The following is a 26,648-nucleotide window of genomic DNA, read 5'->3' as shown; positions in this document are numbered from 1 at the left end:
GTGTTGTTTTAAGCGGCGCCTTCTTTGCCCCAGGGGTGGCTGCCCGGCACCAGCGTGCCCTTGATGCCGGCTTTGTCGAGCGCGGCCTGGTCTTTGTAGAAGGTGGCTTCGTGCACCAGCGCGCCGGACTTGGAGAGCACGCCGACGTAGCGCGCGCCGCGGTCGACATCGCAGCGGTAGCCGCCGCCCGGGTCGTCGGTGCGGCGCACGTTGCCGTCCCAGTCCATGAAGAAACCTGCGTCTGTGGTCATGCGGCCACGGGTGTGTCGAGCACCGCCTTCAGGTTGAGACTCATGTTCGTCTTGGTCGCGTCGGCGTAGGGGCAGATGCCCTTGGCGCGTTCCATCAGGCTGTCGGCCGTGACCTGGTCCAGCGGGCCGGCCAGCGTGGCGGTGAGGCTGAGCGCCATGCGGTAGGCGCCTTCGAAGTTGACATACATCGACAGCGTGGCCTCGACGTAGCAGCCGCGCAGCGGCAGTTTGTCGGCCTTGGCGATGTGGCGGATCGAGTGTTCGAAGCAGGCGGCGAAGGCGGCCGCGAAGAGCATCTCGGGGTTCGGCCCCTCGCCGCTGCCGCCCATCTCTTTGGGCACCGCGAGCTTGAGCTTGAAGCTGCCGTCTTCGCTCTGCACCTGACCGCCGCGACCGCCCTGGGTCAGCATCGTTGTTTTGTAGACCAGGTCCATATCAAACCCTTTTGCCTTTCAGCAGCCGGGCTTGGTCCGACTGGCTGTAGTTGTTGAAGTGCCCCTGCGCGTGGGCCACGCGCCGGTGCGCCATGCGGATCGCTTCGATCTTGCCGGCCGGGGCGATGCGTGAGACGCACTTCTCCAGCTCGGTGCTCGCGCAGTGCGGACAGGCGGGCACGGTGCTGGCGCGCACCAGCAGCTCGAACTCGGCCTGGCAGGCCTTGCAGTGGTAGTCAAACATGGGCATGTTGGCCTCCGGTGGGGGTGGAACAGGACTTGGTGGGCGAGCTGCAGCCTTCAAGCGAGGTGGGGCGCTGTGCCGAGGGCTCGAGGCCGACCCAGGCCGTGACCGCCGCGGTGTCGAAGCCGACCATGCGGCTGCTGTCGGCGGTGTTCAACATCAGCGGGCGGCGGATCAGCAGCGGCTCGGCGATCAGCAGGGCCAGGGCGGCCTCGGCGCTCAGTGCCTCGGGCACCAGCTCGCCGCTCTTGATGCGCGGGGCGGCGCGGTTGAACCAATCGGGCACGGGCAGCGGTGCGAGGAATGCGAGCAGGGCCTCGGGTGTCCAGTGCGCGGTCAGCAGGTTGCGCCGCTCCAGCGTGTGGCCGGCGGCTTCGAGCGCGGTGCGCTGGCGGGCGTTGCCACCGCAGCCGGGCTTCTCAAAAAAGACGAGGTGGCTCATGTCGGGCTTTCGCTGGGGGTGGTTTGGCGGGCGGGGCGCAGCATGCGCAGGCATTCCAGGCTGGCGGCCATGTCGAGTGCGCTGAAGTCGTCTTGCGTGCGCAGGCTGGCGTCGGCGCCGAGCGCGAGCAGCTGGCGCAGCACGGCGGCCTTGCCGCTGCTGGAGGCGTACATCAGCGCGGTGGCGCCGGTGGTGTTGGTCTGGTCGATGGGCACGCCGGCGCGCACCAGGCGCTCAATGCCCGACAGATCCCCGTGAACGCAGGCCAGCCAGAGCGCGTTGTTGCCGTCGCGGTTGACCGCGTTCAGGGTGACACCGTGTTGAAGCAGGGCGCTCACGGTGGCGGCGTCGCCGCGCCAGGCGGCGAGCATCAGGGGCGTGTTGCCGTGCGCGCCGCGCGCGTCGGGGCCGTCGAAACCTTCGGCGCGCAGCCAGTCCGCGAGCGCCGGGGTGGGTGGTCTGCGTGGTGGCGCGGGCGGTGCCGGTGGGGGCGAGGCGGGGACCGGCGCGTTCTGCGCCGCGGCCCAGGCGGCCTGGCCACCGATCAGGTCGGTGACCTCGGTGAAGCCGAAGTCGGCAAACATCTGGGCCAGGGTCTGGCTGGCGTTGCCGTGGTAGCAGTAGATCAGCACCGGGCGCGAGCGGGTGGTGCCCAGCAGGAGGCTGTCCTGGTTGTCGCTGCAGAGCCGCACTGCACCGGGCCAGCCGTCGCGCGCATGGCTGGCGGCGTCGCGCGCGTCGAGCAGCAGGGCGTTGGGGTGGGCCGCGCACCAGGGGCCGACCTCGGCCACGGTGAGACGGCGGAAGACGCGTTGGCCTTTCATGGGCGGGGCTCCGGGTAGGGGGGTGTGCTGGTGATGCGCGCGTCCGGCACCGGCAGGCCGACGCTGAAGTGGTAGAGCACCTGCCAGGCCTCGGTGCCCGGGGCGCCCAGGCCGAGCAGCTCGCGCACCGGGTCGTCGAAGAAGCAGCCGATGCCGGTGCCGCGCAGGCCGGCGGCTTCGGCTTCGAGGTAGAGCACCTGGCCGATCAGGCCGGCCTCGCGCAGGCGCTCGCGGTAGCGCCAGGGCTGCTCGCTGTCGCCCGAGGGCAGTTCGGCCAGCAGGGCGATCACGAACACCGCGTCGGCGCCGATGGCCTGGTGGCAGGAGAGGGTGCGCAGCGTGCCGGCCAGCGCGGGGTTCAGGGCGAGTTCCACCAGTGGCAGCTCGGCGGGGCAGCCTTTCACCGGTTGCCAGGCCAGCTGGGGCAAGGCGCTTTGCAGCCGGGCGCGGGCCGTGGTGTTGCGGGGCAGCAGGTAGGCGCCGGGCGCGAGGCCGTCCACGCGGTGGGCGAACAGGACGGCGTGCACCTGTGCGCCGTCCTGGCCCATGTCCCACGGCAGCTGGCCCGCGGGCATCAGCGCGGCGAGCAGGGGCCAGAGGGTGGCGGTGTGTGTGCGGGCGTTGCGGTCGAAGCGCTGGGCGCTGCGGCGCTGGCGGATCAACTGGGAGGCGTTGACTTCATCGGCCGGCAGCCGCGATCGGCGGGCCATCACCGGCAGTGGCTGGTGTGGCCGGGCCTCGGCGCGGCTCGAGGCCTGGGCCACCGCGTCGATCACCGGCCAGCGGTACATGGGGTGGGCGTCGAGGCGGTTGGCCTGTCCGAGCCAGCGCGCACCGGCCAGCATGGCGGGCAGGTCCACCAGTTCCGCGTTCGTCCCGTCACACACCAGCTCGAACACGGCTTCGGCCTCTTCGCCCTCGGCGTTCACGAAGTCGCCTGCACGGTCCAGACCCATGAGCGCGGCCTGTTCGCCGTGGCCCAGGCCCAGCTCGCGCACCCGCCAGCCGAGCAGGGCGGCGGCGTAGCGCAGGGCGCCGATGGCGTGGCCCATGTCGAGCTGGCAATAGCGGAAGGCGCGCTCGCCGTATTTCCAGGCCTCGCGCCAGTGGATCGAACTGAAGCCCACGAGCAGGCGCGGCGCGTGGACCGGCGAAGCGAAGGCGGCGCGCTGCTCCAGCGCGTGTTCCCTGGGCGCGTAGTGGTAGAGCCCATCGGCCAGGTCGGGCAGGCCTTGCGACACGAGGTACACCTCGGTCGGGTGCAGGTTGCCGCTGGACGGGTTGACGCGCAGCGCCCAGCGGTCGGGGCCGAGTTCCTTCCAGGCCGAGAGCGCGAACGAGTGCTCGAACAGCAGGCCGATCTGGGTGAGGGTCGCGGGGCGCGCTGAGCGCGCAGGGTCAAAGAGCGCGTTCCAGCCCAGGGTCTCGGCCGCTGCGTTCAAAGGCAGGGCTGTGAGCGGCGCGCCGGCGAAGCGGCGGAACGGGTCGGGCTGGGCGTCCCAGTCCAGCGTCTCGGGGCCGGCCGCGTAGGCGCCCAGCCGGTGTTTGCTGCGCTCGTGGTAGGCCCGGACCACGGCCGGGGCGCTCCGCTCAGCCATGGGCCGCCTCCTGGTCAGCGCGCGACAGGGCCAGCAAGCCGCTGCACTGGTCGGTGATGGCCATCACGGTCTGCGGCTGCAGGCGCTGCAGCCAACGCCGGGGCAGGGCGGCCGCGCCGCAGCGCGCGCCGGCCAGCATGCCGATGAGGGCGCCCGTGGTGTCGGCGTCGTCGCCCTGGTTCACGGTGGCGATCATGGCCTCTTCGAAGTCGCTGTGCCGGGTGTAGAAGTGCAAGACGGTCTGCACCGTGTCGACCACATAGGCCGTGGCGTGGCCGCGGTAGGGCGAAAAGTGGAAGGCCGGGTTCTGTTCGATCCAGCGGTCGATCCAGAGCAGGCTGTCCACCTGGCTCGCGCCAGCGATGAGCCGGCGCACGAGGTGGCCGAAGCCCAGCGTGGCGGCGTCGGACAGCGGATGGTGGTGCGTCAGCCGCGCCTGGGCGATGGACAGGCGCTCAAAGGCCGCGTCGTCCCTGAGCGTGGCCAGCGCCACGGGCAGGTTGCGCATCAGCGCGCCGTTGCCGCCGTCGCCCGGGTTGTAGGGGCCGGACAGGCTGTGCTCGTGGAGGTAACGCAGGATGCCGCGCCGGCAGGTGTTGCCGATGTCCACCGGCTTGGCCTGGAACCACTGCACGAAGGCCCGGCCGATGGCGTGCACCAGCGCGTCGTCGCCTTCGGCATGGGCTTGCAGCGCCGGGGGGCCGCCCTGCATCAGGGCCGCACCCAGCGCCAGGCTCATGGTGGTGTCGTCGGTGACCTGGCCGCGCGCCAGCTTGAGCCAGCCGCCGCCCACGATGTCGCGGTGCACGCCGTGTTGCAGCGCGATCTCGCGCGGGCGCATGAATTCCACCGTCGCGCCCAGCGCGTCGCCGATGGCCAGACCCAAATAGGCGCCGAGCACCCGGTCGAACCGCTCAGTCATAACGCGCCACCACGTCGTAGTCGACGCCGAGTACAATCACCTCCTGCTCGCCCTGCAGCACCTGGGCCGGCAGCAGGCCGGGGAACACCAGCAGCTTGCTGCGCGGCACCAGGAGCTCGAACACCCAGTCGCCAAAACACGAGGCTTCTTCGGGGCTGAGGCTGAAAGACACGATGTTGTTGAGCCGCACGCGGCACTGGCGTTCGCGCAGGGTGCCCTGCAGCAGCTGCTCTTCCACCCGGTTGCTGCCGCGCCAGAGCCGCACGTGGCGACCGGGCATCTGGTCGGCTGGCAGGGGAAAGCGGACCAGCGCCCACTGGCAGAACTCGTACAGCAGGTCGAGCTGCTGGTGGATGTTGTTGCTGTGATGGCGGCTGCTGGCCTTTTCTTCCAGGTAGGCGACCCAGGCCGGCGACGGGAAGCGCGCCAGCGGTGCCTTGTGGAACGTGGGCACCAGGCCGAAACGGCTTTCGACCCAGCCTTTGAGCACCGCGCCGGCCGCGCCGTTGGCGTCCATGCCCCAGCCCTGCAGCAGGCGGCGCCAGCTGCCACGCCAGCGCCGCTGCTCGGCCACGCCGAGGGTGCCGAGTTCGTGCTTCCCGGGCGGGCGCAGGCCGAAGGCGATGGACAGGTGGTGCACAAAGACCTCGCGCGCTTCGGTCAGGTCGTCGCAGCGGTCCAGCAGCGCGAAGAGACCCGGCTGGGTCTCTCGCGTGCCGGCGATGTGCAGCCCGGGGGCGCGCTCATTGAAGCCCGCGCTGGCCAGCCAGGCCGAGGCCACCCCCACCAGGTTGGTGCTGGTCCAGCGTGGGGGCTGATCAAGGCCTTCATCGCTTGCCACGGCCGGCTCAGGTGGACGGATTCAGACCGGGCGGTTTTCGTTCGGGTTGCGCACCGGTCCCATCAGCGTCAAACCCTCTGCGTAGGTGATGGTGTCGAAGGTGACGTCGAACTTCAGCGCGGCGTCGGCCACGGCGTCGAGCTTGCCGGCGGTGTCTTTTTTCTTCAGGTCGTTCTTTTCGAGGTACAGCAGGTCGAGCATCTCGTTGTAGACCGTGGACTCGTCGATCGGCAGCACATAGAACATCGCGCCCTTGTACGGCACCTGGTACTTCTTCGAGAGGTCGATGTTGTTGCAGAACAGGAAGTACTTGCCGCCCGCGCTCAGCGAGTCGCCCAGCACCTCGGCCACGTCTTTCAGGTTCTCGAAGCTCAGCAGGTAGCCGGCGAAGAAGGGCAGGGTCTTTTCGCCGACGGTGCCGATCGCCATGACCTGTGGGCACATCAGTTCGGGCGGGCGCGCTTCGTCGGCCAGCTTGGGCGCAAAGCGCAGCGCGAGTTCACCGCGAAAGCCCACCCGGCCGAACTTGCTGGTGGGCGCCTTGAGCAGCGGGTTGAGCAGGCGGCCTTCGCTCTCCAGGCGGGCAAGCCCGGTGTCGTCGATCTCTTTGGTGGCCAGGGTGGTCATGAAGCTTCCTTCGGGTTGTTGGCAGGGGTTGCCGGGGGGTGTGGGGTGTTGCGCATGAAGTCGGCGGTCTTGAAGAAGGCCACCATCAACACACGGTGCAGGTCGGGGGGAACGCCGGTCTGCTGCATGGCCGCGCCCATGCAGGCGAGCCAGGCGTCGCGCTCCAACACGCCGATGGGGAAGGCCGCATGGCGCATGCGCAGGCGCGGGTGGCCGCGCTGCGCCGTGTAGCCCTTGGGGCCGCCCAGCCACTCGGCCAGGTAGAGCCGCAGCACGGCTTTCGTGTGGCCCAGATCGGGCTCGTGCATGGCGCGGATGCCCGTGGCATCGGGGCGGCTGTCCATCTGCGCATAGAAGGCGTCCACCAGGCGGTCCACGGCCGTCTGGCCGCCGATCGCTTCAAAGTGCGAGGGCGGCGCGAGCGGTGCGGTGGGGAGCGCGTGGGGCAGGTTCATGCCTCTCTAAACAGCAATGACCGTACCAGGCGGATTTGCCGATCAGGGGCCACCAAATGCGACACAAAGCCGCCGCGGCGACCCGCTGACACGATTTGTTTGCGACGGATTTCGCCGTTTTGTCGGGAACAGAACAAAGCGCCAGCGCGCGCCGGATGGCGTTTCAAAAACGGCAGTTTTCCCTCTGTAGCGCTCCTGTTTCAAGGGCGACAAAACAGGGGCGAAACAGCATGGCACGGAAGCTGCAGAGAGGAGGGTGCGCGGACACCAGTCCGGCCGACGTGAACCTAGAGCAATAAGACCAACAGGCACGGAAGGCTGACCCAAAGTCGCGGCAACGCTTGCTTAGGTTCTTTAACTTTCCTGAATGGAGTACTGCAATGGCCAAACTTCGGCAAATCGCCTTTTACGGTAAAGGCGGCATCGGTAAATCGACCACTTCCCAGAACACCCTGGCGGCCCTGTCCGACCTCGGCCAGAAGATCCTGATCGTCGGCTGCGACCCCAAGGCCGACTCGACCCGCCTGATCCTGCACGCCAAGGCACAGGACACCATCCTCTCGCTGGCCGCTGAAGCCGGTTCGGTGGAGGACCTGGAGCTCGAAGACGTGATGAAGATCGGCTACAAGGACATCCGCTGCGTCGAGTCCGGCGGCCCTGAGCCAGGCGTCGGCTGCGCTGGCCGCGGCGTGATCACCTCGATCAACTTCCTGGAAGAAAACGGCGCCTACGACGGCGTGGACTACGTGTCCTACGACGTGCTGGGTGACGTGGTGTGCGGCGGCTTCGCCATGCCCATCCGCGAAAACAAGGCGCAGGAAATCTACATCGTGATGTCGGGCGAGATGATGGCCATGTACGCGGCCAACAACATCTCCAAGGGCATCCTGAAGTACGCCAACTCGGGCGGCGTGCGCCTGGGCGGCCTGGTGTGCAACGAGCGCCAGACCGACAAGGAACTGGAGCTGGCCGACGCGCTGGCCGGCATGCTGGGCAGCAAGTTGATCCACTTCGTGCCGCGCGACAACATCGTGCAACACGCCGAGTTGCGCCGCATGACGGTGATCGAGTACGCCCCCGACTCGAAGCAGGCCGCCGAGTACCGCACCCTGGCGACCAAGATCCACAACAACGCCGGCAACGGCACCATCCCGACCCCGATCACCATGGACCAGCTGGAAGACATGCTGATGGAGTTCGGGATCATGGAAGCGATCGACGAGTCCGAAGTCGGCAAGGCAGCCGCGGCTGCCGCCGCCCTGGCCGCAGCCTAAGCGGCCCACGAGTCCGACCCGTCTGGCGTGTGCCGGCGGGTCGGCCTTGAATCTCACGCAAAACCAAATATCCATTGGAGTTACCCATGACTGCCACAGTTGAAGACCGCAAGGCCACGAACAAAGCCTTGATCGATGAAGTGCTGAAGGCCTATCCCGAAAAGATGGCCAAGCGCAGGGCGAAGCACCTGGGCTCGTTCGAAGAAGGCAAGCCGGACTGCGGCGTCAAGTCCAACATCAAGTCCCTGCCGGGCGTCATGACCATCCGTGGTTGTGCCTACGCCGGTTCCAAGGGCGTGGTGTGGGGCCCCATCAAGGACATGATCCACATCAGCCACGGTCCCGTGGGTTGTGGCCAGTACTCCTGGGCCGCGCGCCGCAACTACTACATCGGCACCACCGGCATCGACACCTTCGTGACGATGCAGTTCACCAGCGATTTCCAGGAAAAGGACATCGTCTTCGGTGGCGACAAGAAGCTCGACAAGATCATCGACGAGATCCAGGAACTGTTCCCCCTGAACAAGGGCATCTCGATCCAGTCCGAGTGCCCGATCGGCCTGATCGGCGACGACATCGAAGCCGTCTCCAAGAAGAAGAGCAAAGAGTACGAAGGCAAAACCATCGTGCCCGTGCGCTGCGAAGGTTTCCGCGGCGTGAGCCAGTCGCTCGGCCACCACCTGGCCAACGACGCGATCCGCGACTGGGTGTTCGACCGCACCGACCCGAACAAGCGCCCCGAGTTCGTCTCCACGCCCTACGACGTGGCCATCATCGGCGACTACAACATCGGTGGCGACGCCTGGTCCAGCCGCATCCTGCTCGAAGAAATGGGCCTTCGCGTGATCTCCCAGTGGTCCGGCGACGGCACCATCGCCGAGATCGAGAACACGCCCAAGGCCAAGCTCAACGTGCTGCACTGCTACCGCTCGATGAACTACATCAGCCGCCACATGGAAGAGAAGTACGGCATGCCATGGGTCGAATACAACTTCTTCGGCCCGACCATGATCGAGAAGAGCCTGCGCGAAATCGCCAGCCACTTCGACGACAGCATCAAGGCCAAGGCCGAAGAGGTCATCGCCAAGTACAAGCCGCTGATGCAGGCCGTGATCGACAAGTTCAAGCCGCGCCTGCAGGGCAAGAAGGTCATGCTGTTCGTGGGCGGTCTGCGTCCGCGCCACGTGATCGGCGCCTACGAAGACCTGGGCATGGACGTGGTCGGCACCGGCTACGAATTCGGCCACGGCGACGACTACCAGCGCACCACGCACTACGTCAAGGACGGCACGCTGATCTATGACGACGTGACCGGCTACGAATTCGAGAAGTTCGTCGAGCAGGTTCAGCCCGACCTGGTCGGCTCCGGCATCAAGGAAAAGTACGTGTTCCAGAAGATGGGCGTGCCCTTCCGCCAGATGCACAGCTGGGACTACTCCGGCCCCTACCACGGCTACGACGGCTTCGCCATCTTCGCCCGTGACATGGACATGGCGATCAGCTCTCCCATCTGGGGCCTGACCAAAGCGCCCTGGAAAAAGGCCGCCTGAAGAAGACTGCGGGCGGCCTGGCAAGAGCCGGTCGTCCGCTCCTTGAATTTCAACATCCTCTGGAGAGCACCATGCCCCAATCAGCCGACAAGATCCTCGACCACGAACTGCTGTTCCGTGAGCCCGAGTACCAGGACATCTTCCGCAACAAGAAAGCGGAATTCGAGTTCAACCACAGCGACGAATCCATCAAGCAGATCGTCGAGTGGACCAAGACCGAAGACTACAAACAGAAGAACTTCGCCCGCGATTCGCTGTCGGTGAACCCGGCCAAGGCCTGTCAGCCGCTGGGCGCCGTGTACGTGGCCAACGGTTTCCAGAAGACGCTGAGCTTCGTGCACGGCAGCCAGGGCTGCGTGGCCTACTACCGCTCACACTTCAGCCGCCACTTCAAGGAACCCACGTCCTGCGTGAGCTCTTCGATGACGGAAGACGCGGCGGTGTTCGGTGGCCTGAACAACATGGTCGACGGCCTGGCCAACGCCTACAGCCTGTACAAGCCGGACATGATTGCCGTCTCGACCACCTGCATGGCCGAAGTGATCGGTGACGACGTCGACGCCTTCATCAAGACCAGCAAGCAAAAAGGCAGCGTGCCCGACGAGTTCGACGTGCCCTTTGCTCACACCCCGGCTTTCGTCGGCAGCCACATCACCGGCTACGACAACGCGCTGCTGGGCATCCTGCGCCACTTCTGGGACGGCAAGGCCAAGACCACCGAACCGCTGGTGCGCGTGCCCGACGAGAGCATCAACTTCATCGGTGGCTTCGACGGTTACGTCGTCGGCAACATGAAGGAAATCCGCCGCATCTTTGATCTGTTCGGTGTCAAGGTCAACGTGATCTGCGACCCGAGCGGCAACTGGAACACGCCCACCGACGGTGAGTTCCGCATGTACGCCGGTGGCACCTCGAAAGAGGAAGTCGTGGCTGCCCTGCACGCCAAGGCGACCATCGTGTTCCAGGAGTTCTGCTGCGAGAAGACCAGCAAGTTCATCGCCGAACACGGCCAGGAAGTCGTCACGCTGAACGCCCCCATCGGCGTCGCCGGCACCGACCAGTTCCTGATGGAAATCTCGCGCCTGACCGGCAAGCCGATCCCGGCCGAGCTGGAAAAAGAACGCGGTGAGCTGGTCGACGCCATGGCCGACAGCCAGGCCCACCTGCACGGCAAGCGCTACGCCCTCTACGGCGATCCGGACCAGATGCTCGGCTACGCCCAGTTCCTGCTGGAACTCGGCGCCGAACCCTCGCACGTGCTGGCCACCAACGGCACCGAAACCTGGGCCAAGAAGGTGCAGGAGCTGTTCGACTCGTCGCCCTACGGCGCCGGCTGCAAGGTCTACCCCAAGCGCGACCTGTGGCACCTGCGTTCGCTGCTGTTCACCGAGCCGGTGGACTTCCTGATCGGCAACACCTACGGCAAGTACCTGGAGCGCGACACCAAGACGCCGCTGGTGCGCATGGTGTTCCCGATCTTCGATCGCCACCACTACCACCGTTTCCCCACCTGGGGCTACGAAGGCGGCATGCGCGTGCTGGTCACGTTGCTTGACGAGTTCTTCGAGACGCTGGATGCGAACACGATCATCCCCGGCAAGACGGACTACAGCTACGACATCATTCGTTGAGTGCTCCCCCCGCGCCGCTTCGCGTCACCCCCCAGGGGGCGCCGCTGGCGGCCGGGCAAAGCCCGTTCCGCGGCGGCACTGGGTGAGCTCCCCTTCGCTTGTCTGGTGCTGCCTCGGTCGGAGTTTTTATCTTTCTAGAGGTGCCCTATGGCCAACGTGACATTCAGTTCTCCGCGGATGAAGAAGGACCTCACGGTCTATGCCATCGCGGGGGATACCAAGACCTTGCTGGCGGTGGCCAAGGCCAACGACATTCCGCTGGATTTCGAGTGCGAGAACGGCGAGTGCGGTTCCTGCCAGCTGCAGGTGACCGTGCTGTCGGGCAACACGCCGCACGGCGTGGCGCTGACGGAAAAAGAGAAGACCGTGTTGAAGCTGGCCGGCAAGATCACGGCGCAGCAGATCACCGACGCCGAAACCAAGGACCTGCCGCCCCCGTGGCGCCTGGCCTGCCAGTTCATCGTGCGCAATGAAGACATCGTCGTGAAGTTCTGATCATGAACACGCCCGCTACCCCCACAGCACCGGCGCCCGATGGGTCGGGAAGCATGGCCCTTGAGGCGGTTTACATCAAGACCACGCAGGACGGCCGCAAGGTCGAGGTGATCGACGGCTGGGTGTGTCTGGGTGGTGTGCGCGAGGCCGACAACCTGATCGCCATGGACGAGCACCCGAACCGCCAGGCGATCGCCAAGGCGGTGCTGGGCGCGACCCATGTGGCGGGTCGCCTGCCCCTGACCCTGCCTGAAGCGGCGGTGGCCCAGGGCGCCCTGTCGATTGCGCAGCGGCAGTTCGATGCCAGCCCCGCCGGCATCACGCAGCGCCTCAGAAAAGCGGTCTGGGCCAAGACCGCCGCCGAAGGCGTGGAGTGATGGCCCACCCCCGCCGCGCTTCGCGCGCCCCCCTCAAGGGGGCGGCACTGGCCGTCCGGCAAAGCCGGCCCGGCGGTGCCCTAGGGCGCTCCCCTTCAGGCGCAGGGCCTGTGGTCTGGCGGTATTGAAATCTGAATTGGCATTGAACCAGCGCCGTTCGCGGCCACGGAGAAAACCATGATCTATGTGGTGGAAGTGCCCGAACAAGCCGCACCGCGCGCCTGGTTCGCCTACGACGAGGCCGACTTCGCCCGCAAGGTCGAGGCTGGCGATGCGTTGCAGCCGTGGGAAATCTTCGACAGCCTGAGCCCGCGCGAACTGCTGGAAGACATCGGCCACGCCGAGGTCGATGCGCTGGCGCGCGAACGCTACCCGGCCATCTGCACGCTCGGCGACAGCCACGGCTGGGACGCGCCGCTGTACCGGGCAGACCACCTGCTCGGCAGCGGCGTGTTGAGCGCCGAGCCGGTGAGCGAGGCCGCGGCACTCGAAGCGGCGCTGGCCGCGCGCGGCGGGCTCACCTGCGTCTACCGCGGCGACCGCGACGCCATCGGCGCATTTGAAGGTGCCGACCCGCGCATCGCCGGCAAAGCGCTCTGGCACGCGCGGCGCGCGCTCTACGAACAGCTGGTCGCGCTGGAAGTGCTGGCCGACGACAACTGATCCTCACCGATCCACGGCCATGAAGCTGCGCATCGAACGCCCCCATGCCCAGACCCTGGCCGGGGAATTCCCCGAGCTGGCCGGTCTGACGGACCAGCTGCGTTTCGGCCAACACGCCGAGACCCGGCTGCGCTTGCTCAGTGCGCCGGTGCTGGACCGGCTTGACCAGCTCTGGGACGCAGGCGGCCCGGCCCAGCAGCGCCGCGCCGTGCAGCTGCGTTCGCTGCGGGGTCTGCTCGGCGTACCCGGTGCCCAGCGCTTCACGGCCGACACGCTGGAAGATGTGGTGCCCGCCCTGGTGGCCTACCTGGCCGAGGGCAGCACCCACGGCTGGCTGTTCAGCGCCGACACCGACGGCGTGCCGCTGGCCTGGTGCCCGACACGCATCGACTACACACCGCCCTCGAACGACGAAACCGGCAAGGTCACCATCGACCTCAAGGCCAACGCCAAGGGTGGGCTGGTGAACCAGACCCTGCGCCTCTCGGGCAACGACGTGATCGGCCGCAGCGTGGCCGAGCTGCTGCTCGCGCGTGGCCTGGTGCGCGAAATACCTGAGCTGCTGCGCGCGTATGAAAGCTCGGTGGCCACGTACTTCGACTGGCGTGCGCAAAGCGGTGCCCAGTTCCTCGGCCGCGGCCTGGCCTATCACGCGTCCGACCCGAGCGCCACCCACCGCGACAGCGACTGGCTGCGCAAGGACATCGTGATCCTCTCGGCGCAGGGTGAAGCGGCGCGCCTGGTGAACGACGAAGCCGTGCTGCAGCAGCGCGACACCAGCCTGGAAACCCCGGGTGAGCTGCTCACCAACTACCTGAACAAGGCCGCCAAGAGCAGCCAATACGACGCCGAGCAGGAGGTGCTGGCGCTGAAGGCCGCGTTGCAGGACCGACCCCGCCTGTTCCGCCAGCTGCCGGTGCACCCGCTGATCCTGATGTTCCACCTGGAGCTGCACCACCATGTCTGGGTGCACGTGGACGACCTCGAGCCTTACGCCTACAAACCCCAGCTCAAGCAGTTGCTGGTGCTGCCGCCCGAGCAGACCGACCTGATCGACATCCTGACCGCCGAGATGGACGTGCTGATGGACGACATCATCGCGGGCAAGTCGGGCGGCACCACGGTGCTGTGCGCCGGCCCGCCCGGCGTGGGCAAGACGCTCACCGCCGAGGTCTACGCCGAGAACATCCAGCGCCCGCTGTACCGGGTGCACTCGGGCCAGCTCGGCCTGAACGTGGCCACCATGGAGACGGCGCTGAAAGAGGTGCTGCAGCGCGCCCAGCGCTGGGGCGCGGTGCTGCTGATTGACGAGGCCGACGTCTACATCAAGAAGCGCGACGACAACCTGACCATGAACGCTGTGGTGGGCGTCTTCCTGCGCGTGCTGGAGTATTTCAACGGCCTGCTGTTCCTCACCACCAACCGCGTCGACGACATCGACGAAGCCATCGTCTCGCGCTGCATCGCACTGATCCGCTACCACCCGCCCGACGCGGCCGCCCGCGCGCGCATCTGGGGTGTGATGGGCGAACAGTTCGGTCTGGATCTGGCGCCCGCCATGCCGGGCATGCTGGCCGATCTGTTCCCGGCCGCGACCGGGCGCGACATCAAGGGCCTGGCCAAGCTGGTCGCCAAGTACTGCCGCCACAAGCAGGTGGACGCGAGCCGCGAGGTGTTTTTGCGCTGCGCCATGTTCCGCGGGCTGGACCCGGTGAGCACACCATGATCGCCCGCATGCAGTACCTGATCCTGCAGAACAGCGGCGAGGTCATGACAAGCCTGCTCGCCGAGCTGCAGGGCGAAGACGAGCTGTTCGCCAGCGCCAACACCCTGGCCTGCGTGGAGATGCATTTGTTGCGCATGGCGCAGACCCTGGCGCACTGGCCAGAGCCGCTGCGCCTGCGCCTGGTGCAGATCGACTGGCACGGCTGGGCGCACCTGCAGCAGTTGCTGGAGGGCGACGGCCAGCCGCGTCGCGAAGAGGTTTGGTACGGCATCCACGCCCTGGTGCCGGCCACGCTGGATTTGATCGCCCAGCTGCGCCACAAAGAGCCTGCCTGGTTCGAATTGGGTTTTTGACCGAGGAACACATCATGGAATCCGTAGAAGAATTTCTGGCCCACACCATCCAGCTGGAGAACGAAGCCGCGCTGCGCTTCGGCCAGCTCGCCGACGCCATGCGAACGGCCGGCAACACCGAGGTGGCCCAGCTGTTCCGCCAGTTGGCCGACTACTCGCTGCTGCACCTGGGCGACGCTCGCGAACGCGCCGGCTACCGCAACCTGCCCACGTTGAGCGAAGCTGACTACCAGTGGCCCGACATCGAAAGCCCCGAAGCCGCCGCGATCTGGGCCGCCGATCCTTTCATCGGCATCGAGCAGGCGCTGCAGGTGGCGCTCGACGCCGAGAGCGCCGGTCTGGCGTTTTACGACAACGTGCTGCAGACCACGACCGACCACGAGATCAAGGTGCTGGCGAAAGAGTTTGTGGAAGAAGAGGCGCAGCACGTGGCCGAGCTGGAGCGCTGGATCGCCTTGCACCGCAGCGGCCAGAAGCTACCGCTGGGTCGATGAGCCCCCTGTCGCAAAGCGCCCGCGACATTCCCTTCAAACCCGCCACAGATCGCCAAAAAACCGGCCCAAAAGCCTGAAAAAAGCCTGGCACCCAACTTGCAGAGTGACTCTCAACCCACCGTCTGGAGTCCGACATGTCTGTATCGCTCAAGGCCAAGATCGCCGAAGTGTTCGAAGAGCCCGGCTGTGACATCAACCAGGGCAAGAGCGAGAAGGAACGCAAGAAGGGCTGCACCAAGCAGCTCTCACCCGGCGCGGCGGCGGGCGGTTGCGCTTTCGACGGCGCCAAGATCGCGCTGCAACCCGTGGTCGACGTGGCCCACCTGGTGCACGGCCCCATCGCCTGCGAAGGCAACTCCTGGGACAACCGCCACAGCGCGTCCAGCGGCTCCACCATCTACCGCAGCGGCTTCACCACCGACATCAACGAGCTCGACGTGATCTACGGCGGTGAGAAGCGCCTGTTCAAGTCCATCCGCGAGATCATTGAAAAGTACGACCCGCCCGCGGTCTTCGTCTACCAGACCTGCGTCACCGCGCTGACCGGTGACGACATCGAAGCCGTGTGCAAGCGCGCCGCCGAGAAGTTCGGCAAGCCGGTGATCCCGGTCAACGCGCCCGGCTTCGCTGGCCCCAAGAACCTGGGCAACAAGCTCGGCGCCGAAGCCATCCTGGACTACGTGATCGGCACCGTCGAGCCCGAGTACACCACCGCCTACGACATCAACATCATTGGCGAATACAACCTGGTCGGTGAACTCTGGCAGGTCAAGCCGCTGCTCGATGCGCTGGGCATCCGCATCCTCTCGTGCATCTCGGGCGACGGCCGCTACAACGAGATCGCCAGCGCGCACCGCGCCAAGGTCAACATGATGGTGTGCTCCAAGTCGATGATCAACATCGCGACCAAGATGGAGCAGCGCTACGGCATCCCGTATTTCGAAGGTTCGTTCTACGGCATCAGCGACATGAGCGAGACCCTGCGCGAGATCGCGCGTCTGCTGGTGAAGCAGGGCGCCGACGCCGAACTCATCGAGCGCACCGAGCGCCTGATCGAGGTGGAAGAAGCGCGCGCCTACAAGCGCATCGCCGAATACAAGAAGCGCCTGCAGGGCAAGCGCGTGCTGCTGATCACGGGTGGCGTGAAGTCCTGGTCGGTGGTGGCCGCGCTGCAGGAGGGCGGCATGGAAATCGTCGGCACCAGCGTCAAGAAGAGCACCAAGGAAGACAAGGAAAAAATCAAGGAGATCATGGGCGAGGGCGCCGACGCCCACATGATCGACGACATGACGCCGCGCGAGATGTACGCCATGCTGAAAGAAGCGCGCGCCGACATCATGCTCAGCGGCGGCCGTTCGCAGTTCGTGGCGCTCAAGGCGCGCATGCCCTGGCTGGACATCAACCAGGAACGCCACCACCCCTACGGCGGCTACGAGGGCATGGTCGAGCTGGTGCACGAGATTGACCGCGCCATTTTCAACCCGGTGTGGCAGCAGGTGCGCATCCCCGCGCCCTGGGGCGACGACGGCGAAACCCTGGGCGCTGTCACGCCCACCGTGACAGCAACGTCCACCGATCACCTGAGCCAAGTCGCCGCCAAGGCCATGGGCCTGGAGCCCGAAGAAATCCCCGTCTGATTCACCCGCACCGAAAGCACAGTCATGGCACGCGTCGTCGAATCCAAAAAAGCCTGCACCGTCAACCCGCTCAAGATGAGCCAGCCGCTGGGCGCGAGCTTCGCCTTTCTGGGGCTGGACGCCTGCATGCCGGTGATGCACGGCTCGCAGGGTTGCACCTCGTTTGGCCTGGTGCTGCTGGTGCGCCATTTCAAGGAAGCGATCCCGCTGCAGACCACGGCCATGAACGAGGTCACCACCATCATGGGTGGCTACGAGAACCTCGAAGCGGCGCTGCTCAACATCCGCAAACGCAATGCGCCCCAGGTGATTGCCATCTGCTCCACCGGTCTCACCGAAACCAAGGGTGACGACGTCGACGGCTACCTCGTTACCGCGCGCCAGCGCCACCCCGAGCTGGCCGACACGGAAATCGTGTACGTGTCGACGCCCGACTACGTGGGCGCGTTCGAAGACGGCTTCAAACACGCCATCACCGCCATCGCCAAGGCGCTGGTCAAACCGCTGCCGGTGGTGGCTGACCAGGTCACACTGCTGCCCGGCAGCCACCTCACGCCGAGCGACATCGACGAGCTGCGCGAGATCGTCCAGGCCTTTGGCCTGAACCCCATCGTGTTGCCCGACATCTCGGGCTCGCTCGACGGCCACATCGCGCCCGACTGGCGCGGCACCACCTTGGGCGGTACGACGCTCGAGCAGATCCGCGCCGCGGGCGCCTCGGCCTTCACGCTGGGCATCGGCGAGCAGACGCGCGAAGGCGCCGAGGCGCTGGAAGCCATCGCCGGCACGCCGCTGGAGATCTTCGAGCGCCTGACCGGCCTGGCCTGCAACGACCGCTTCCTGCTGCGCCTCTCGCAGCTGTCGGGCAAGCCCGTGCCGGCCAAGTACCGGCGTCAGCGCAGCCAGCTGCTCGACGCCATGCTCGACGGCCATTTCTACACCGGTGGCGTGAAGGTGGCCATCGCCGCCGAGCCCGACCTTCTGCTGGCCCTGGGCGGTCTGCTGCACGACATGGGCGCCGAGCTGAAGTGCTGCATCAGCACCACGCAGTCGCCCGCCCATGCCCTGCTGCCGGCCGAGCAGGTGCTGCTCGGCGATCTCGAAGACCTGGAGACCGCTGGTGCCGACTGCGACCTGCTGGTCACGCATTCACATGGCCGGCAGGCCGCCGAGCGCCTGGACAAACCGCTGTTGCGCGTGGGCTTTCCGGTGTTCGACCGCATCGGCAACGCGCACAAGGTGAGCGTGGGCTACCGCGGCACCATGAACCTGATCTTTGAAATCGCCAACCTGATGATTCAGCGCATCGCCCACCACCACGCAGGCGACTGGCCGCTCACGCCCGAAGCGCAGCTCGCCACACGCCGGCTCGACGGCAGCGGCAGCGATCGCCTCCCATCCACCCAGCTGGCAGCCGCCAGCGCCTGAAATATGAGACACCCCCTGCGCCGCTTCGCGTCTTCCCCCTTGCAGGGGGACGCACCCTGTGGCCCGGCGAAGCCGGTTCCACGGGTGCTCTGGACCGGCGTCTGCATTCAGGAACTTTTGACCCACCCAGGAGAAACGCCATGAAGATCGCCTTCGCCACCCAGGACAAGGAGCGCGTGGACGCGCACTTCGGCTGGGCCAAGAGCATCGTTGTCTACGAGATCTCGGCCGCCGGCCACCAGTTTGTCGAGAGCTTCGAGTTCGGCGACAAGCTCGAAGAAGACGGCGACGAGGACAAGCTCGCACCCAAGCTCGAGGCCATCAAGGACTGCGCGATCCTCTATGTGGCGGCCATCGGAGGCTCGGGCGCGGCGCGTGTCGTGGCCATGAAGATCCACCCGATCAAGGTGCCGCAGCCCGAGAACATCAACGAGATCCTGGACAAGCTGCAGGCCGTGCTGCAAGGCACGCCGCCGCCCTGGCTGCGCAAGGCCCTGGCCAAGGACGAAGAACGCGCATTCGATTTTGAAGACGACGAGGTCACCCCATGAACGCCACCGCCACCCCCGAACTCGCGCCTGAGAGCGATGAGGCTTTTCTCACCACGCCCTTCGTGCAGCAGCTGATCAAGCAGATGCGCGCGCAGGACACGCACGGCAGCTGGGAAGGCAAGACCGACCTGCAGCTGCTCAAGCCCTTCATCCACACCGAGGAGGAACGTCGCGCGCTGCCCATCATGGGCGACCCGGACCCTGAGACGCTGTGGCACCTGGAGATCTTCTACAACGCCATCGCGGTGGCGATCGAGCGCGAGACCGGCCAGATGGTTTCACCCATGATGAAGATGAGCCACGAAGGCTTTGGCCGCATGGTGCTGATCGCCGGCCGCCTGGTGGTGGTCAACAAGCAGCTGCGCGACGTGCACCGCTTCGGTTTCCCCTCGCTGGCCAAGCTGTCCGACGCGGGCAGCAAGTTCCTGACCGAGGCCGTTGCCATGATCCGCGAGTTCCCCGCAGTTGCTCAATACGGAGCCTGAAATGGAGCCCACCCCCGTTTCTTGCTCACTGCGTGTAGCCGAATCCCCCCTCAAGGGGGCAACACCTGCGGCCCGGCAAAGCCGGTTCCGCGGTGTTCCCGGCGAAGTCACTTCGCTCGATCTGTACCCTTTGGAGTATCACCATGAGTGAAACCACCGACGAACTCAAGGCGCGCCTGAAGAAGGCCAACGCCCAGGCCACGCAGGCCAAGATGGACCTGCACGACCTGTCCGAGGACCTGCCGACAGGGTGGGAAAACATCCTCTCGGTGGCCCAGCGCTGCCACGACACCCACGCCACGTTGATGGACCTGCGCAAGGCCGTCGCCGCCATCACCTGATCCCCCTGCGCCGCTTCGCGTCTTCCCCCACGGGGACGCACCTGGTGGCCCGGCACAGCCGGTTCCACGGGTGCCTTGCACGAAGCCGCTCACACCGCCAAGGAGTTTGTCTCATGAGCGAACATTTCAGCGTCACCCTGCCCAGCGGCGCCACCTGGACGCCGACTTTTGTGGCCTCGCTCGACGAGGAAAAATGCATCGGCTGCGGCCGCTGCTTCAAGGTCTGCCCGCGCGGCGTGCTCGAACTCGTGGGCCTGACCGACGAGGGCGAGCGCATCTCGGTCAGCCTCGACGACGATGATGACGACGAGGAATACGAGAAGAAGGTCATGACCATCGCGCACCAGGAGCTGTGCATCGGCTGCACCGCCTGCTCGAAGATCTGCCCGAAAAAGTGCTACACGCACGCCGCGGCCCCGGCGGCGTGAGCGGCCATGGCCACGCTGCTGGTGAAACCTGCTCCCGACTGGGCCGCCCTGGAGCCGCTGATCCGCGTGCGACGCGACGAGGTGGACGAGGTGCAGAGCCTGTTGCTGGCGCATGCCGACCTCTCGGCGACCACGTCGGCCGAGCGCCTGGAGCTGTCGTGGACGCTGGCCTGCGCCACCCTGGGGGACCGGCACCTGTGGCAGGACCTGGGCATGCCGTCGCGCGAGGCGCTGTCGGCGCTGATCGCCCACATCTTTCCCGCGCTGGCCGCGCGCAACACGCAGAACATGAGGTGGAAGAAGTTTCTCTACCGCCAGCTGTGCGAACGGGAAGAGATCCTGATCTGCAAGTCGCCCAGCTGCGGCGACTGTTCCGATCATGGGGTGTGTTTCGGCCCGGAGCTGGGTGCGCCAGATCGCCTTGAACCGCGAGCGACCCTGGTGAACGCGTCATCGGGCGGCTGATCCCGTGGCGATGGCGAACCCCGGGGAACCCTCTCGGCTGGCGAGCCGGGCAGGGGCACGGCTGGGGAGCCGCCATCGGTCGGACATGGCCGAACCGCTGGGGTGGCTGGCGGTCGGCCGATCGCTGAGGGGGCGATCCCCACCTCGGTCCACCGCCGTCAATGCCTTAAAAATCACATATACCCCCTGGAAGTGCGCTTACTCGGTGGTTTTGAACTTGCCGGGCGGCCCACAATCAGACCATGCCGACCCGCCCTTGCCATGCGCCATCCCGGGCCCTTTCCAGCCCATCCGTGGCGATTCGCTCCACCATTTGTCCCCACCGCGGGGATGCTCGGGCGGGACCGCTAGAATGGTTTTCATGGCGACCCAGAATCCGAAAAAACCTCCCAATCCCGTCTTGCCACCCGGCGTGGGCAGTGACGACTCGGTGGTGCTTGAGCGTCGCACGCAGCGAGTCAAACCGCCGCAGATGTTTCAGGTGGTGCTCCTCAACGACGATTTCACGCCCATGGAGTTCGTGGTGCATGTGATTCAGGAATTTTTCAGCAAGGACCGCGAGACCGCGACCCAGATCATGTTGAAGATCCACCTTGAAGGCAAAGGCATCTGCGGGGTGTATTCCCGCGATGTGGCTGGCACCAAGGTCGATCAGGTGCTGGCAGCGGCCCGTGGCGCAGGTCATCCGCTGCAATGCCTGAGCGAACCTGTTGAATAAAGACGTATCCGCCCCATTTGATGGTCTCTTCCCTCTAATTCACCCCGCAGACGTTCGCGTTTCAGACCACCCCCAGCCCAAAGGAAGCGTCCATGATTGCCCAGGAACTTGAAGTCAGCTTGCATATGGCCTTCGTCGAGGCCCGGCAACAGCGACACGAATTCATCACGGTCGAGCACCTGCTGCTCGCCTTGCTCGACAACCCCAGCGCCGCCGAGGTGTTGCGGGCCTGTTCGGCCAACATCGACGACCTGCGCAAGTCCCTGACCAATTTCATCAAGGACAACACGCCCCAGGTCGCCGGCACCGACGAGGTGGACACCCAGCCCACGCTGGGTTTCCAGCGCGTGATCCAGCGCGCCATCATGCATGTGCAGTCCACCGGCAACGGCAAGAAGGAAGTCACTGGTGCCAACGTGCTGGTGGCGATCTTCGGTGAGAAAGATTCCCACGCCGTCTATTACCTCCACCAGCAGGGCGTCACGCGCCTGGACGTGGTGAACTTCATCGCTCACGGCATCCGAAAAAGCGATCCACCCGAGGCGAACAAGCCCGGCGAGAGCGCGGCCGAAAACGAAGAGGCTGGCGAAGCGAAGCAGAACGAAAAGGCCTCGCCCCTGGAGCAGTTCACCCAGAACCTCAACCAGCTGGCCAAAGACGGCAAGATCGATCCGCTGATCGGCCGCGAGTACGAGGTCGAGCGCGTCATCCAGATCCTGTGCCGCCGCCGCAAGAACAACCCCTTGCTGGTGGGCGAGGCTGGCGTGGGCAAGACCGCCATTGCCGAGGGCCTGGCCTGGCGCATCACGCAGGGTGACGTGCCCGAGATCCTGGCCGAGTCCAGCGTGTATTCCCTGGACATGGGCGCGCTGCTGGCCGGCACCAAGTACCGCGGGGACTTCGAGCAGCGCCTCAAGGGCGTGCTCAAGTCGCTGAAGGACAAGCCCAACGCGATCCTCTTCATCGACGAAATCCACACCTTGATCGGTGCGGGTGCGGCTTCGGGCGGCACCCTGGACGCGTCCAACCTGCTCAAGCCCGCGCTGTCCAGTGGCCAGCTCAAGTGCATTGGCGCGACCACCTTCACCGAGTACCGTGGCATCTTCGAGAAAGACGCCGCGCTGAGCCGCCGGTTCCAGAAGGTGGACGTGGTCGAGCCGACCGTGCAGGAGACGGTGGACATCCTCAAGGGGCTCAAGTCCCGCTTTGAAGAGCACCACGGCGTCAAGTACGCCCTGGCCGCCCTGCAGGCCGCGGCCGAGCTCAGCGCCAAGTACATCAACGACCGCCACCTGCCCGACAAGGCGATCGACGTGATCGACGAAGCCGGTGCCGCCCAGCGCATCCTGCCGATGTCCAAGCGCAAGAAAACCATCAGCAAGACCGAGGTCGAAGAGATCGTGGCCAAGATTGCGCGCATCCCGCCGGCCAACGTCTCCAACGACGACCGCGGCAAGCTGCAGACCCTGGAGCGCGACCTGAAGAGCGTGGTGTTCGGTCAGGACAAGGCGCTGGAAGTCCTGGCGGCCAGTGTGAAGATGGCCCGCTCCGGCCTGGGCAAGAGCGACAAGCCGATCGGCGCCTTCCTGTTCAGCGGCCCCACGGGTGTCGGCAAGACCGAGGCCGCCAAGCAGCTGGCCTACATCATGGGCATCGACCTGCTGCGCTTCGACATGTCCGAGTACATGGAGCGTCACGCGGTGAGCCGCCTGATCGGCGCCCCTCCGGGCTACGTGGGCTTTGACCAGGGTGGCTTGCTGACCGAGGCCATCACGAAGAAGCCGCATTGCGTGCTGCTGCTCGATGAAATCGAGAAGGCGCACCCGGACATCTTCAACGTGTTGCTGCAGGTCATGGACCACGGCACGCTGACCGACAACAACGGGCGCAAGGCCGACTTCCGCAACGTCATCATCATCATGACGACGAACGCGGGTGCCGAGACCATGAACAAGGCCACCATCGGGTTCACCAACCCGCGCGAATCGGGTGATGAGATGGGCGACATCAAACGCCTGTTCACCCCCGAGTTCCGCAACCGGCTGGACGCCATGGTCAGCTTCAAGGCGCTCGACGAGAACGTCATCATGCGGGTGGTGGACAAGTTCCTGCTGCAGCTCGAAGGCCAGCTGGCCGAGAAAAAGGTGGAAGTCACGTTCACCGACGCGCTGCGCAAGCACCTGGCCAAGAAGGGTTTCGATCCGCTCATGGGGGCGCGTCCGATGCAGCGCCTGATCCAGGACACGATCCGTCGTGCGCTGGCCGACGAGCTGCTGTTCGGTCGCCTGGTCGATGGCGGGCGCCTGACGGTGGACCTGGAAACCAAGACCGGTGAAGACGGCAAAGAGACGCAGGAAGTGAAGCTCGACATCCTCCCCGTGCCCAAGAAAGAAGGCAAGGCCAAGCCGGAAGAGGCCACCACGGGCTGAGCGGTCAGTTCCCTCCCGTGTCCCACCAACAAAAAAGCCCGGCATGCCGGGCTTTTTTCATGGCTTGCTCGCTGACCGGGTCAGCGCGTGCGCCAGGCCAGCACCGCGTCCGCCCACTTGTTGCCGAGCTTCGATTCACCCGTCGGGTTGGGATGCACACCGTCGTAGTTGTCGCCGAGCGAGTACCCAGCGGCCTGGTTGACCACCGCGATGGGCGAGGTGGCACTGGAGCGCGTCGTTGCCACACCATCCACCAGCCGGTTCAGCGCCGCCGTGCCGGACGGGTCGGGGCTGGCGGGGATGATCTTCGCGAGCAGGATGTGCGTGTCGGCCTTGCTGGCGCGGATCGCGTCGATCACACCGCCCAGCTCCTGGGCAATGCCACTGGCGCCTTGACCGGCCAGCACATCGTTGGTGCCCAGATGGATCAGGACCACATCGGGGTTGGACTGGCCCACAAGACCGGAAATCCGGGGCAGGAGTTGATTCACTGAGTAGTCCCAGTACCCCTCGTGGTCCTGGTCGAAGTCGGCGTTCGGGGGCGCCGTGGGGCCGCTGTCCCGGGACCCACGGGAGACGCCCGATTTGCTGCCCACGAGATCGACCACACAGCCTGCGCCGTTCAGGCGCTGCCAGAGCACGCGGCGGTAGCTGTTGTGGCCGGCTTCGGCTTCGGTGATCGAGTCGCCCAGCGGCATGATGCGCAGGGTGCCGCCGTCGGTGCCGCAACTGGCCACCTTCTGGGCGGTCGTCCCGCTGCCGGCGTCGTCGCTGCTGCTGCCGCCACCGCAGGCCGACAACAAGGCGGACAGGGCCAGAAGGCCGCGGGGAAGGAGAGGGCGGAGCGCGGGCATGTGAAGTCCTTGCGGTGGCAAATCGGTTCAGGAGGCGGCTGAGTCCGCCAGGTAGGTTCTTCGCAGGGCCTCGATGCGCAGGCGGTTGACCCCAAAGTCCTTGCGCCCCATCCGGCTGGCGCTGCGGACTTCAATGACCTGGCGCTCCGGGTTCACCCAGAACTCCATGTCATCGACAAACTTCAGCCAGGGCGTCTGGGCCTCGGCATGCACATAGTCGTGCCGCTGTTCAATGATCGACACACCTTGCAGCGAAGACAGCGCGGTGACCAGTGCCTGGACAGAGGCCGATGCATCGCCGTGTTTGAGCGGCAGCGCCTCGATCATCGCTTCGGCCCGTTGCGGGTGATCCGGGTACAGATCGGCCTGACTCGACACGCTGTTGGGGGTGTTCGATGGTGCTTTCAGGCGCCCTTGCTTCACGCCCAGGTCGGCGGGTTGCCGACCCGTCAGCATCCCCATCTGGGCCGCTGCCAGCAAGGCCACGACCAAGGCCAGCAGCGCGTAGACCAGCACTTTGACGACCTTCAACGCTTGCCACCCAGCAAGCTGCCCAGCACGCCGCGCACGATCTGGCGACCGATGCCGCTGGCCACGCTGCGCGCGGCGGTTTTGGCCATGGTCTGCACCAGGCCGTCGTACTGGCCACCGCGGGGACCCGTGCGGCCGAACAAGGCTTCGTTGAGCATGCCACCGATACCGCCGCCTGGTGCCTCTGCCTCCTTTTTCGCGGCACCTGGAATGCGCGGCGCCCTGGGGGCATCGTCGGCTTCGGCCGGCGCTTCTTCAGTGGCGCCTGCGTGCTTGCGAAACATTTCGTAGGCACTTTCCCGGTCCACCACCTTTTCGTACACACCGGCCACCAGCGAGTTCTGGAGCAGGGCCTGGCGCTGCTCGGGGGTGATCGGGCCCAGCTGGCTGCCCGGCGGCAGCACAAACACACGCTCGGTTTCGCTTGGGCGGCCCTTGGTGTCCAACAGGCTTACCAAGGCTTCGCCAACGGCCAGTTCGGTGATGGCAGCTTCGATGTCCAGCCCGGCCTTGGGGCGCATGGTTTGCGCGGTGGACCTCACGGCCTTCTGGTCGCGCGGGGTGAACGCGCGCAGGGCGTGCTGCACCCGGTTGCCCAGCTGGCCGAGCACACTGTCGGGAATGTCCAGCGGGTTCTGGGTCACGAAATACACGCCCACGCCCTTGGAACGAACCAAGCGCACGACCAGCTCGATGCGCTCGACCAGCACCTTGGGCGCTTCGTCGAACAGCAGGTGGGCCTCGTCGAAGAAAAACACGAGTTTGGGTTTGTCGGGGTCGCCGATTTCAGGCAGGCTTTCAAACAGCTCCGACAGCATCCACAGCAGGAAGGTCGCGTACAGGCGAGGGGCATTCAACAGCTTGTCGGCCGCGAGGATGTTGATCACACCCTTGCCGCGCTCGGTCTGCATGAAGTCGTTGATGTCGAGCATGGGCTCGCCAAAGAATTTGTCGCCGCCTTGCTGTTCGATTTGCATCATCCCGCGCTGGATGGCGCCGATGCTGGCCGCGCTGATGTTGCCGTACTCGGTGGTGAACTGCTTGGCGTTGTCGCCGATGTGCTGCAGCATGGCCCGCAGGTCCTTCATGTCGAGCAGCAGCAGGCCGTTGTCGTCGGCGATTTTGAACACCAGGTTGAGCACGCCCGACTGCGTGTCGTTGAGGTTGAGCATGCGCGCCAGCAGCAGCGGGCCCATGTCGCTGACGGTGGCGCGCACCGGGTGGCCGAGTTCGCCGAACACGTCCCACAGCATGGCAGGGCAGGCCTGCGAGGCAGGAAGGGTGATACCGCGCTCCTGCAAGACCTTGCTGATCTTCTCGCCGAAGCTGCCCTTCTGGCTGATGCCCGAGAGATCGCCCTTGACGTCGGCCATGAACACCGGCACGCCGATGTTGGAGAACTGCTCGGCCAGGGTTTGCAGCGTCACCGTCTTGCCGGTGCCGGTCGCGCCGGTGATCAGGCCGTGGCGGTTCGCGAGGCCGGGCAGCAGGTGGCACTGAATGTTCTGGTTCTGGGCAATCAGCATCGGTTCGGCCATGGTGGTCATCCTCGTCGGGTGCGGTGGGTGGGGAATCGTAAA

31 protein-coding genes are annotated in these 26,648 nt (G+C 66.0%); 18 read left to right on the top strand and 13 right to left on the bottom strand.

Going from position 1 to position 26,648, the window contains the following annotated elements:
• Positions 1-8: 8 nt before the first annotated feature.
• Genes IV088_RS01005 through IV088_RS00960 form a run of 10 tightly spaced genes read right to left on the bottom strand, consistent with a single transcriptional unit; the run spans position 9 to position 6,638 of the window.
• Entirely contained in the window at positions 9-251 is a 243-nt protein-coding gene (locus IV088_RS01005) for a hypothetical protein (RefSeq protein WP_177138471.1), read from the bottom strand.
• Positions 248-685: an Ohr family peroxiredoxin gene (locus tag IV088_RS01000; protein ID WP_291096729.1), complete on the bottom strand. Its 438-nt coding sequence runs from the start codon at positions 683-685 to the stop codon at positions 248-250. Before IV088_RS01000 ends, IV088_RS01005 begins: the two co-directional genes overlap by 4 nt.
• A gap of 1 nt (position 686) precedes the next feature.
• Positions 687-935, bottom strand: coding sequence for a zinc ribbon domain-containing protein (locus IV088_RS00995; RefSeq protein ID WP_291096727.1), 249 nt, complete (start codon positions 933-935; stop codon positions 687-689).
• Positions 922-1,371 (bottom strand): ArsC/Spx/MgsR family protein, encoded by a 450-nt coding sequence (locus IV088_RS00990; protein WP_291096725.1) that lies wholly within the window; start codon positions 1,369-1,371, stop codon positions 922-924. Before IV088_RS00990 ends, IV088_RS00995 begins: the two co-directional genes overlap by 14 nt.
• Complete coding sequence (locus IV088_RS00985; protein ID WP_291096723.1) at positions 1,368-2,195, bottom strand: ankyrin repeat domain-containing protein; 828 nt, start codon at positions 2,193-2,195, stop codon at positions 1,368-1,370. Before IV088_RS00985 ends, IV088_RS00990 begins: the two co-directional genes overlap by 4 nt.
• Positions 2,192-3,793, bottom strand: a complete 1,602-nt coding sequence (locus IV088_RS00980; RefSeq protein WP_291096722.1) for a nitroreductase family protein — start codon at positions 3,791-3,793, stop codon at positions 2,192-2,194. The genes IV088_RS00985 and IV088_RS00980 overlap by 4 nt, the downstream gene beginning before the upstream one ends.
• Entirely contained in the window at positions 3,786-4,715 is a 930-nt protein-coding gene (gene draG / locus IV088_RS00975; RefSeq protein ID WP_291096720.1) for an ADP-ribosyl-[dinitrogen reductase] hydrolase, read from the bottom strand. The genes IV088_RS00980 and draG overlap by 8 nt, the downstream gene beginning before the upstream one ends.
• A complete protein-coding gene (locus tag IV088_RS00970; RefSeq protein ID WP_291096719.1) occupies positions 4,708-5,556 on the bottom strand; it encodes an NAD(+)--dinitrogen-reductase ADP-D-ribosyltransferase in 849 nt (282 codons plus the stop codon). Before IV088_RS00970 ends, draG begins: the two co-directional genes overlap by 8 nt.
• A gap of 21 nt (positions 5,557-5,577) precedes the next feature.
• Positions 5,578-6,183 (bottom strand): hypothetical protein, encoded by a 606-nt coding sequence (locus IV088_RS00965; protein WP_077332915.1) that lies wholly within the window; start codon positions 6,181-6,183, stop codon positions 5,578-5,580.
• Entirely contained in the window at positions 6,180-6,638 is a 459-nt protein-coding gene (locus IV088_RS00960; protein ID WP_291096716.1) for a group II truncated hemoglobin, read from the bottom strand. Before IV088_RS00960 ends, IV088_RS00965 begins: the two co-directional genes overlap by 4 nt.
• 380 nt (positions 6,639-7,018) lie before the next feature.
• Here IV088_RS00960 and nifH point away from each other — a divergent pair, with 380 nt between their 5' ends.
• From nifH to clpA, 18 genes are all read left to right on the top strand, one after another.
• A complete protein-coding gene (nifH, locus tag IV088_RS00955) occupies positions 7,019-7,912 on the top strand; it encodes a nitrogenase iron protein (RefSeq protein WP_291096714.1) in 894 nt (297 codons plus the stop codon).
• Positions 7,913-7,998: 86 nt separating this feature from the next.
• Positions 7,999-9,462: a nitrogenase molybdenum-iron protein alpha chain gene (gene nifD, locus IV088_RS00950; protein ID WP_291096712.1), complete on the top strand. Its 1,464-nt coding sequence runs from the start codon at positions 7,999-8,001 to the stop codon at positions 9,460-9,462.
• 71 nt (positions 9,463-9,533) lie between these two features.
• Positions 9,534-11,093, top strand: coding sequence for a nitrogenase molybdenum-iron protein subunit beta (nifK, locus tag IV088_RS00945; RefSeq protein ID WP_291096710.1), 1,560 nt, complete (start codon positions 9,534-9,536; stop codon positions 11,091-11,093).
• 147 nt (positions 11,094-11,240) lie between these two features.
• On the top strand, positions 11,241-11,588 hold the full coding sequence (locus tag IV088_RS00940) for a 2Fe-2S iron-sulfur cluster-binding protein (protein WP_291096708.1): 348 nt from the start codon (positions 11,241-11,243) through the stop codon (positions 11,586-11,588).
• A gap of 2 nt (positions 11,589-11,590) precedes the next feature.
• Positions 11,591-11,965: a hypothetical protein gene (locus IV088_RS00935; protein WP_291096706.1), complete on the top strand. Its 375-nt coding sequence runs from the start codon at positions 11,591-11,593 to the stop codon at positions 11,963-11,965.
• A 177-nt stretch (positions 11,966-12,142) separates the two neighbouring features.
• Positions 12,143-12,628 (top strand): hypothetical protein, encoded by a 486-nt coding sequence (locus tag IV088_RS00930; protein WP_291096705.1) that lies wholly within the window; start codon positions 12,143-12,145, stop codon positions 12,626-12,628.
• Positions 12,629-12,647: 19 nt separating this feature from the next.
• On the top strand, positions 12,648-14,354 hold the full coding sequence (locus tag IV088_RS00925; RefSeq protein WP_291096703.1) for an ATP-binding protein: 1,707 nt from the start codon (positions 12,648-12,650) through the stop codon (positions 14,352-14,354).
• Positions 14,351-14,707: a hypothetical protein gene (locus IV088_RS00920; RefSeq protein WP_291096701.1), complete on the top strand. Its 357-nt coding sequence runs from the start codon at positions 14,351-14,353 to the stop codon at positions 14,705-14,707. The genes IV088_RS00925 and IV088_RS00920 overlap by 4 nt, the downstream gene beginning before the upstream one ends.
• A 14-nt stretch (positions 14,708-14,721) precedes the next feature.
• Positions 14,722-15,201, top strand: a complete 480-nt coding sequence (locus IV088_RS00915) for a ferritin family protein (protein WP_291096697.1) — start codon at positions 14,722-14,724, stop codon at positions 15,199-15,201.
• Positions 15,202-15,335: 134 nt separating this feature from the next.
• Complete coding sequence (gene nifE, locus IV088_RS00910; RefSeq protein ID WP_291096695.1) at positions 15,336-16,838, top strand: nitrogenase iron-molybdenum cofactor biosynthesis protein NifE; 1,503 nt, start codon at positions 15,336-15,338, stop codon at positions 16,836-16,838.
• Between the two features lie 24 nt (positions 16,839-16,862).
• On the top strand, positions 16,863-18,266 hold the full coding sequence (gene nifN, locus IV088_RS00905) for a nitrogenase iron-molybdenum cofactor biosynthesis protein NifN (protein ID WP_291096693.1): 1,404 nt from the start codon (positions 16,863-16,865) through the stop codon (positions 18,264-18,266).
• A 140-nt stretch (positions 18,267-18,406) separates the two neighbouring features.
• On the top strand, positions 18,407-18,817 hold the full coding sequence (gene nifX, locus IV088_RS00900; RefSeq protein ID WP_291096691.1) for a nitrogen fixation protein NifX: 411 nt from the start codon (positions 18,407-18,409) through the stop codon (positions 18,815-18,817).
• Complete coding sequence (locus tag IV088_RS00895; RefSeq protein ID WP_291096689.1) at positions 18,814-19,302, top strand: NifX-associated nitrogen fixation protein; 489 nt, start codon at positions 18,814-18,816, stop codon at positions 19,300-19,302. Before nifX ends, IV088_RS00895 begins: the two co-directional genes overlap by 4 nt.
• 143 nt (positions 19,303-19,445) lie before the next feature.
• A complete protein-coding gene (locus IV088_RS00890) occupies positions 19,446-19,643 on the top strand; it encodes a CCE_0567 family metalloprotein (protein WP_291096687.1) in 198 nt (65 codons plus the stop codon).
• 113 nt (positions 19,644-19,756) lie between these two features.
• A complete protein-coding gene (gene fdxB, locus IV088_RS00885; RefSeq protein ID WP_291096685.1) occupies positions 19,757-20,071 on the top strand; it encodes a ferredoxin III, nif-specific in 315 nt (104 codons plus the stop codon).
• A 6-nt stretch (positions 20,072-20,077) separates the two neighbouring features.
• Positions 20,078-20,536 carry a nitrogen fixation protein NifQ gene (locus IV088_RS00880; protein WP_291096683.1) on the top strand — a complete coding sequence of 153 codons (459 nt, stop codon included), beginning with the start codon at positions 20,078-20,080 and terminating at the stop codon, positions 20,534-20,536.
• Positions 20,537-20,888: 352 nt separating this feature from the next.
• Positions 20,889-21,254 carry an ATP-dependent Clp protease adapter ClpS gene (clpS, locus tag IV088_RS00875; RefSeq protein ID WP_291097066.1) on the top strand — a complete coding sequence of 122 codons (366 nt, stop codon included), beginning with the start codon at positions 20,889-20,891 and terminating at the stop codon, positions 21,252-21,254.
• A gap of 92 nt (positions 21,255-21,346) precedes the next feature.
• On the top strand, positions 21,347-23,683 hold the full coding sequence (gene clpA / locus IV088_RS00870) for an ATP-dependent Clp protease ATP-binding subunit ClpA (protein WP_291096682.1): 2,337 nt from the start codon (positions 21,347-21,349) through the stop codon (positions 23,681-23,683).
• A gap of 80 nt (positions 23,684-23,763) precedes the next feature.
• Here clpA and IV088_RS00865 read toward each other — a convergent pair whose 3' ends face one another.
• The 3 genes from IV088_RS00865 to IV088_RS00855 are packed head-to-tail and all read right to left on the bottom strand — an operon-like array spanning position 23,764 to position 26,606.
• Positions 23,764-24,537, bottom strand: coding sequence for an SGNH/GDSL hydrolase family protein (locus IV088_RS00865; protein WP_291096680.1), 774 nt, complete (start codon positions 24,535-24,537; stop codon positions 23,764-23,766).
• 27 nt (positions 24,538-24,564) lie between these two features.
• Positions 24,565-25,068, bottom strand: coding sequence for a DUF1499 domain-containing protein (locus IV088_RS00860; protein ID WP_291096678.1), 504 nt, complete (start codon positions 25,066-25,068; stop codon positions 24,565-24,567).
• Complete coding sequence (locus IV088_RS00855; protein WP_291096676.1) at positions 25,065-26,606, bottom strand: helicase HerA-like C-terminal domain-containing protein; 1,542 nt, start codon at positions 26,604-26,606, stop codon at positions 25,065-25,067. Before IV088_RS00855 ends, IV088_RS00860 begins: the two co-directional genes overlap by 4 nt.
• Positions 26,607-26,648 lie beyond the last annotated feature (42 nt).

It is taken from the genome of Hydrogenophaga sp., from assembly GCF_018780075.1.
In the GTDB taxonomy this organism is placed as follows: Bacteria; Pseudomonadota; Gammaproteobacteria; order Burkholderiales; family Burkholderiaceae_C; genus Hydrogenophaga.
This window is presented reverse-complemented; position numbering and strand designations above follow the sequence as displayed.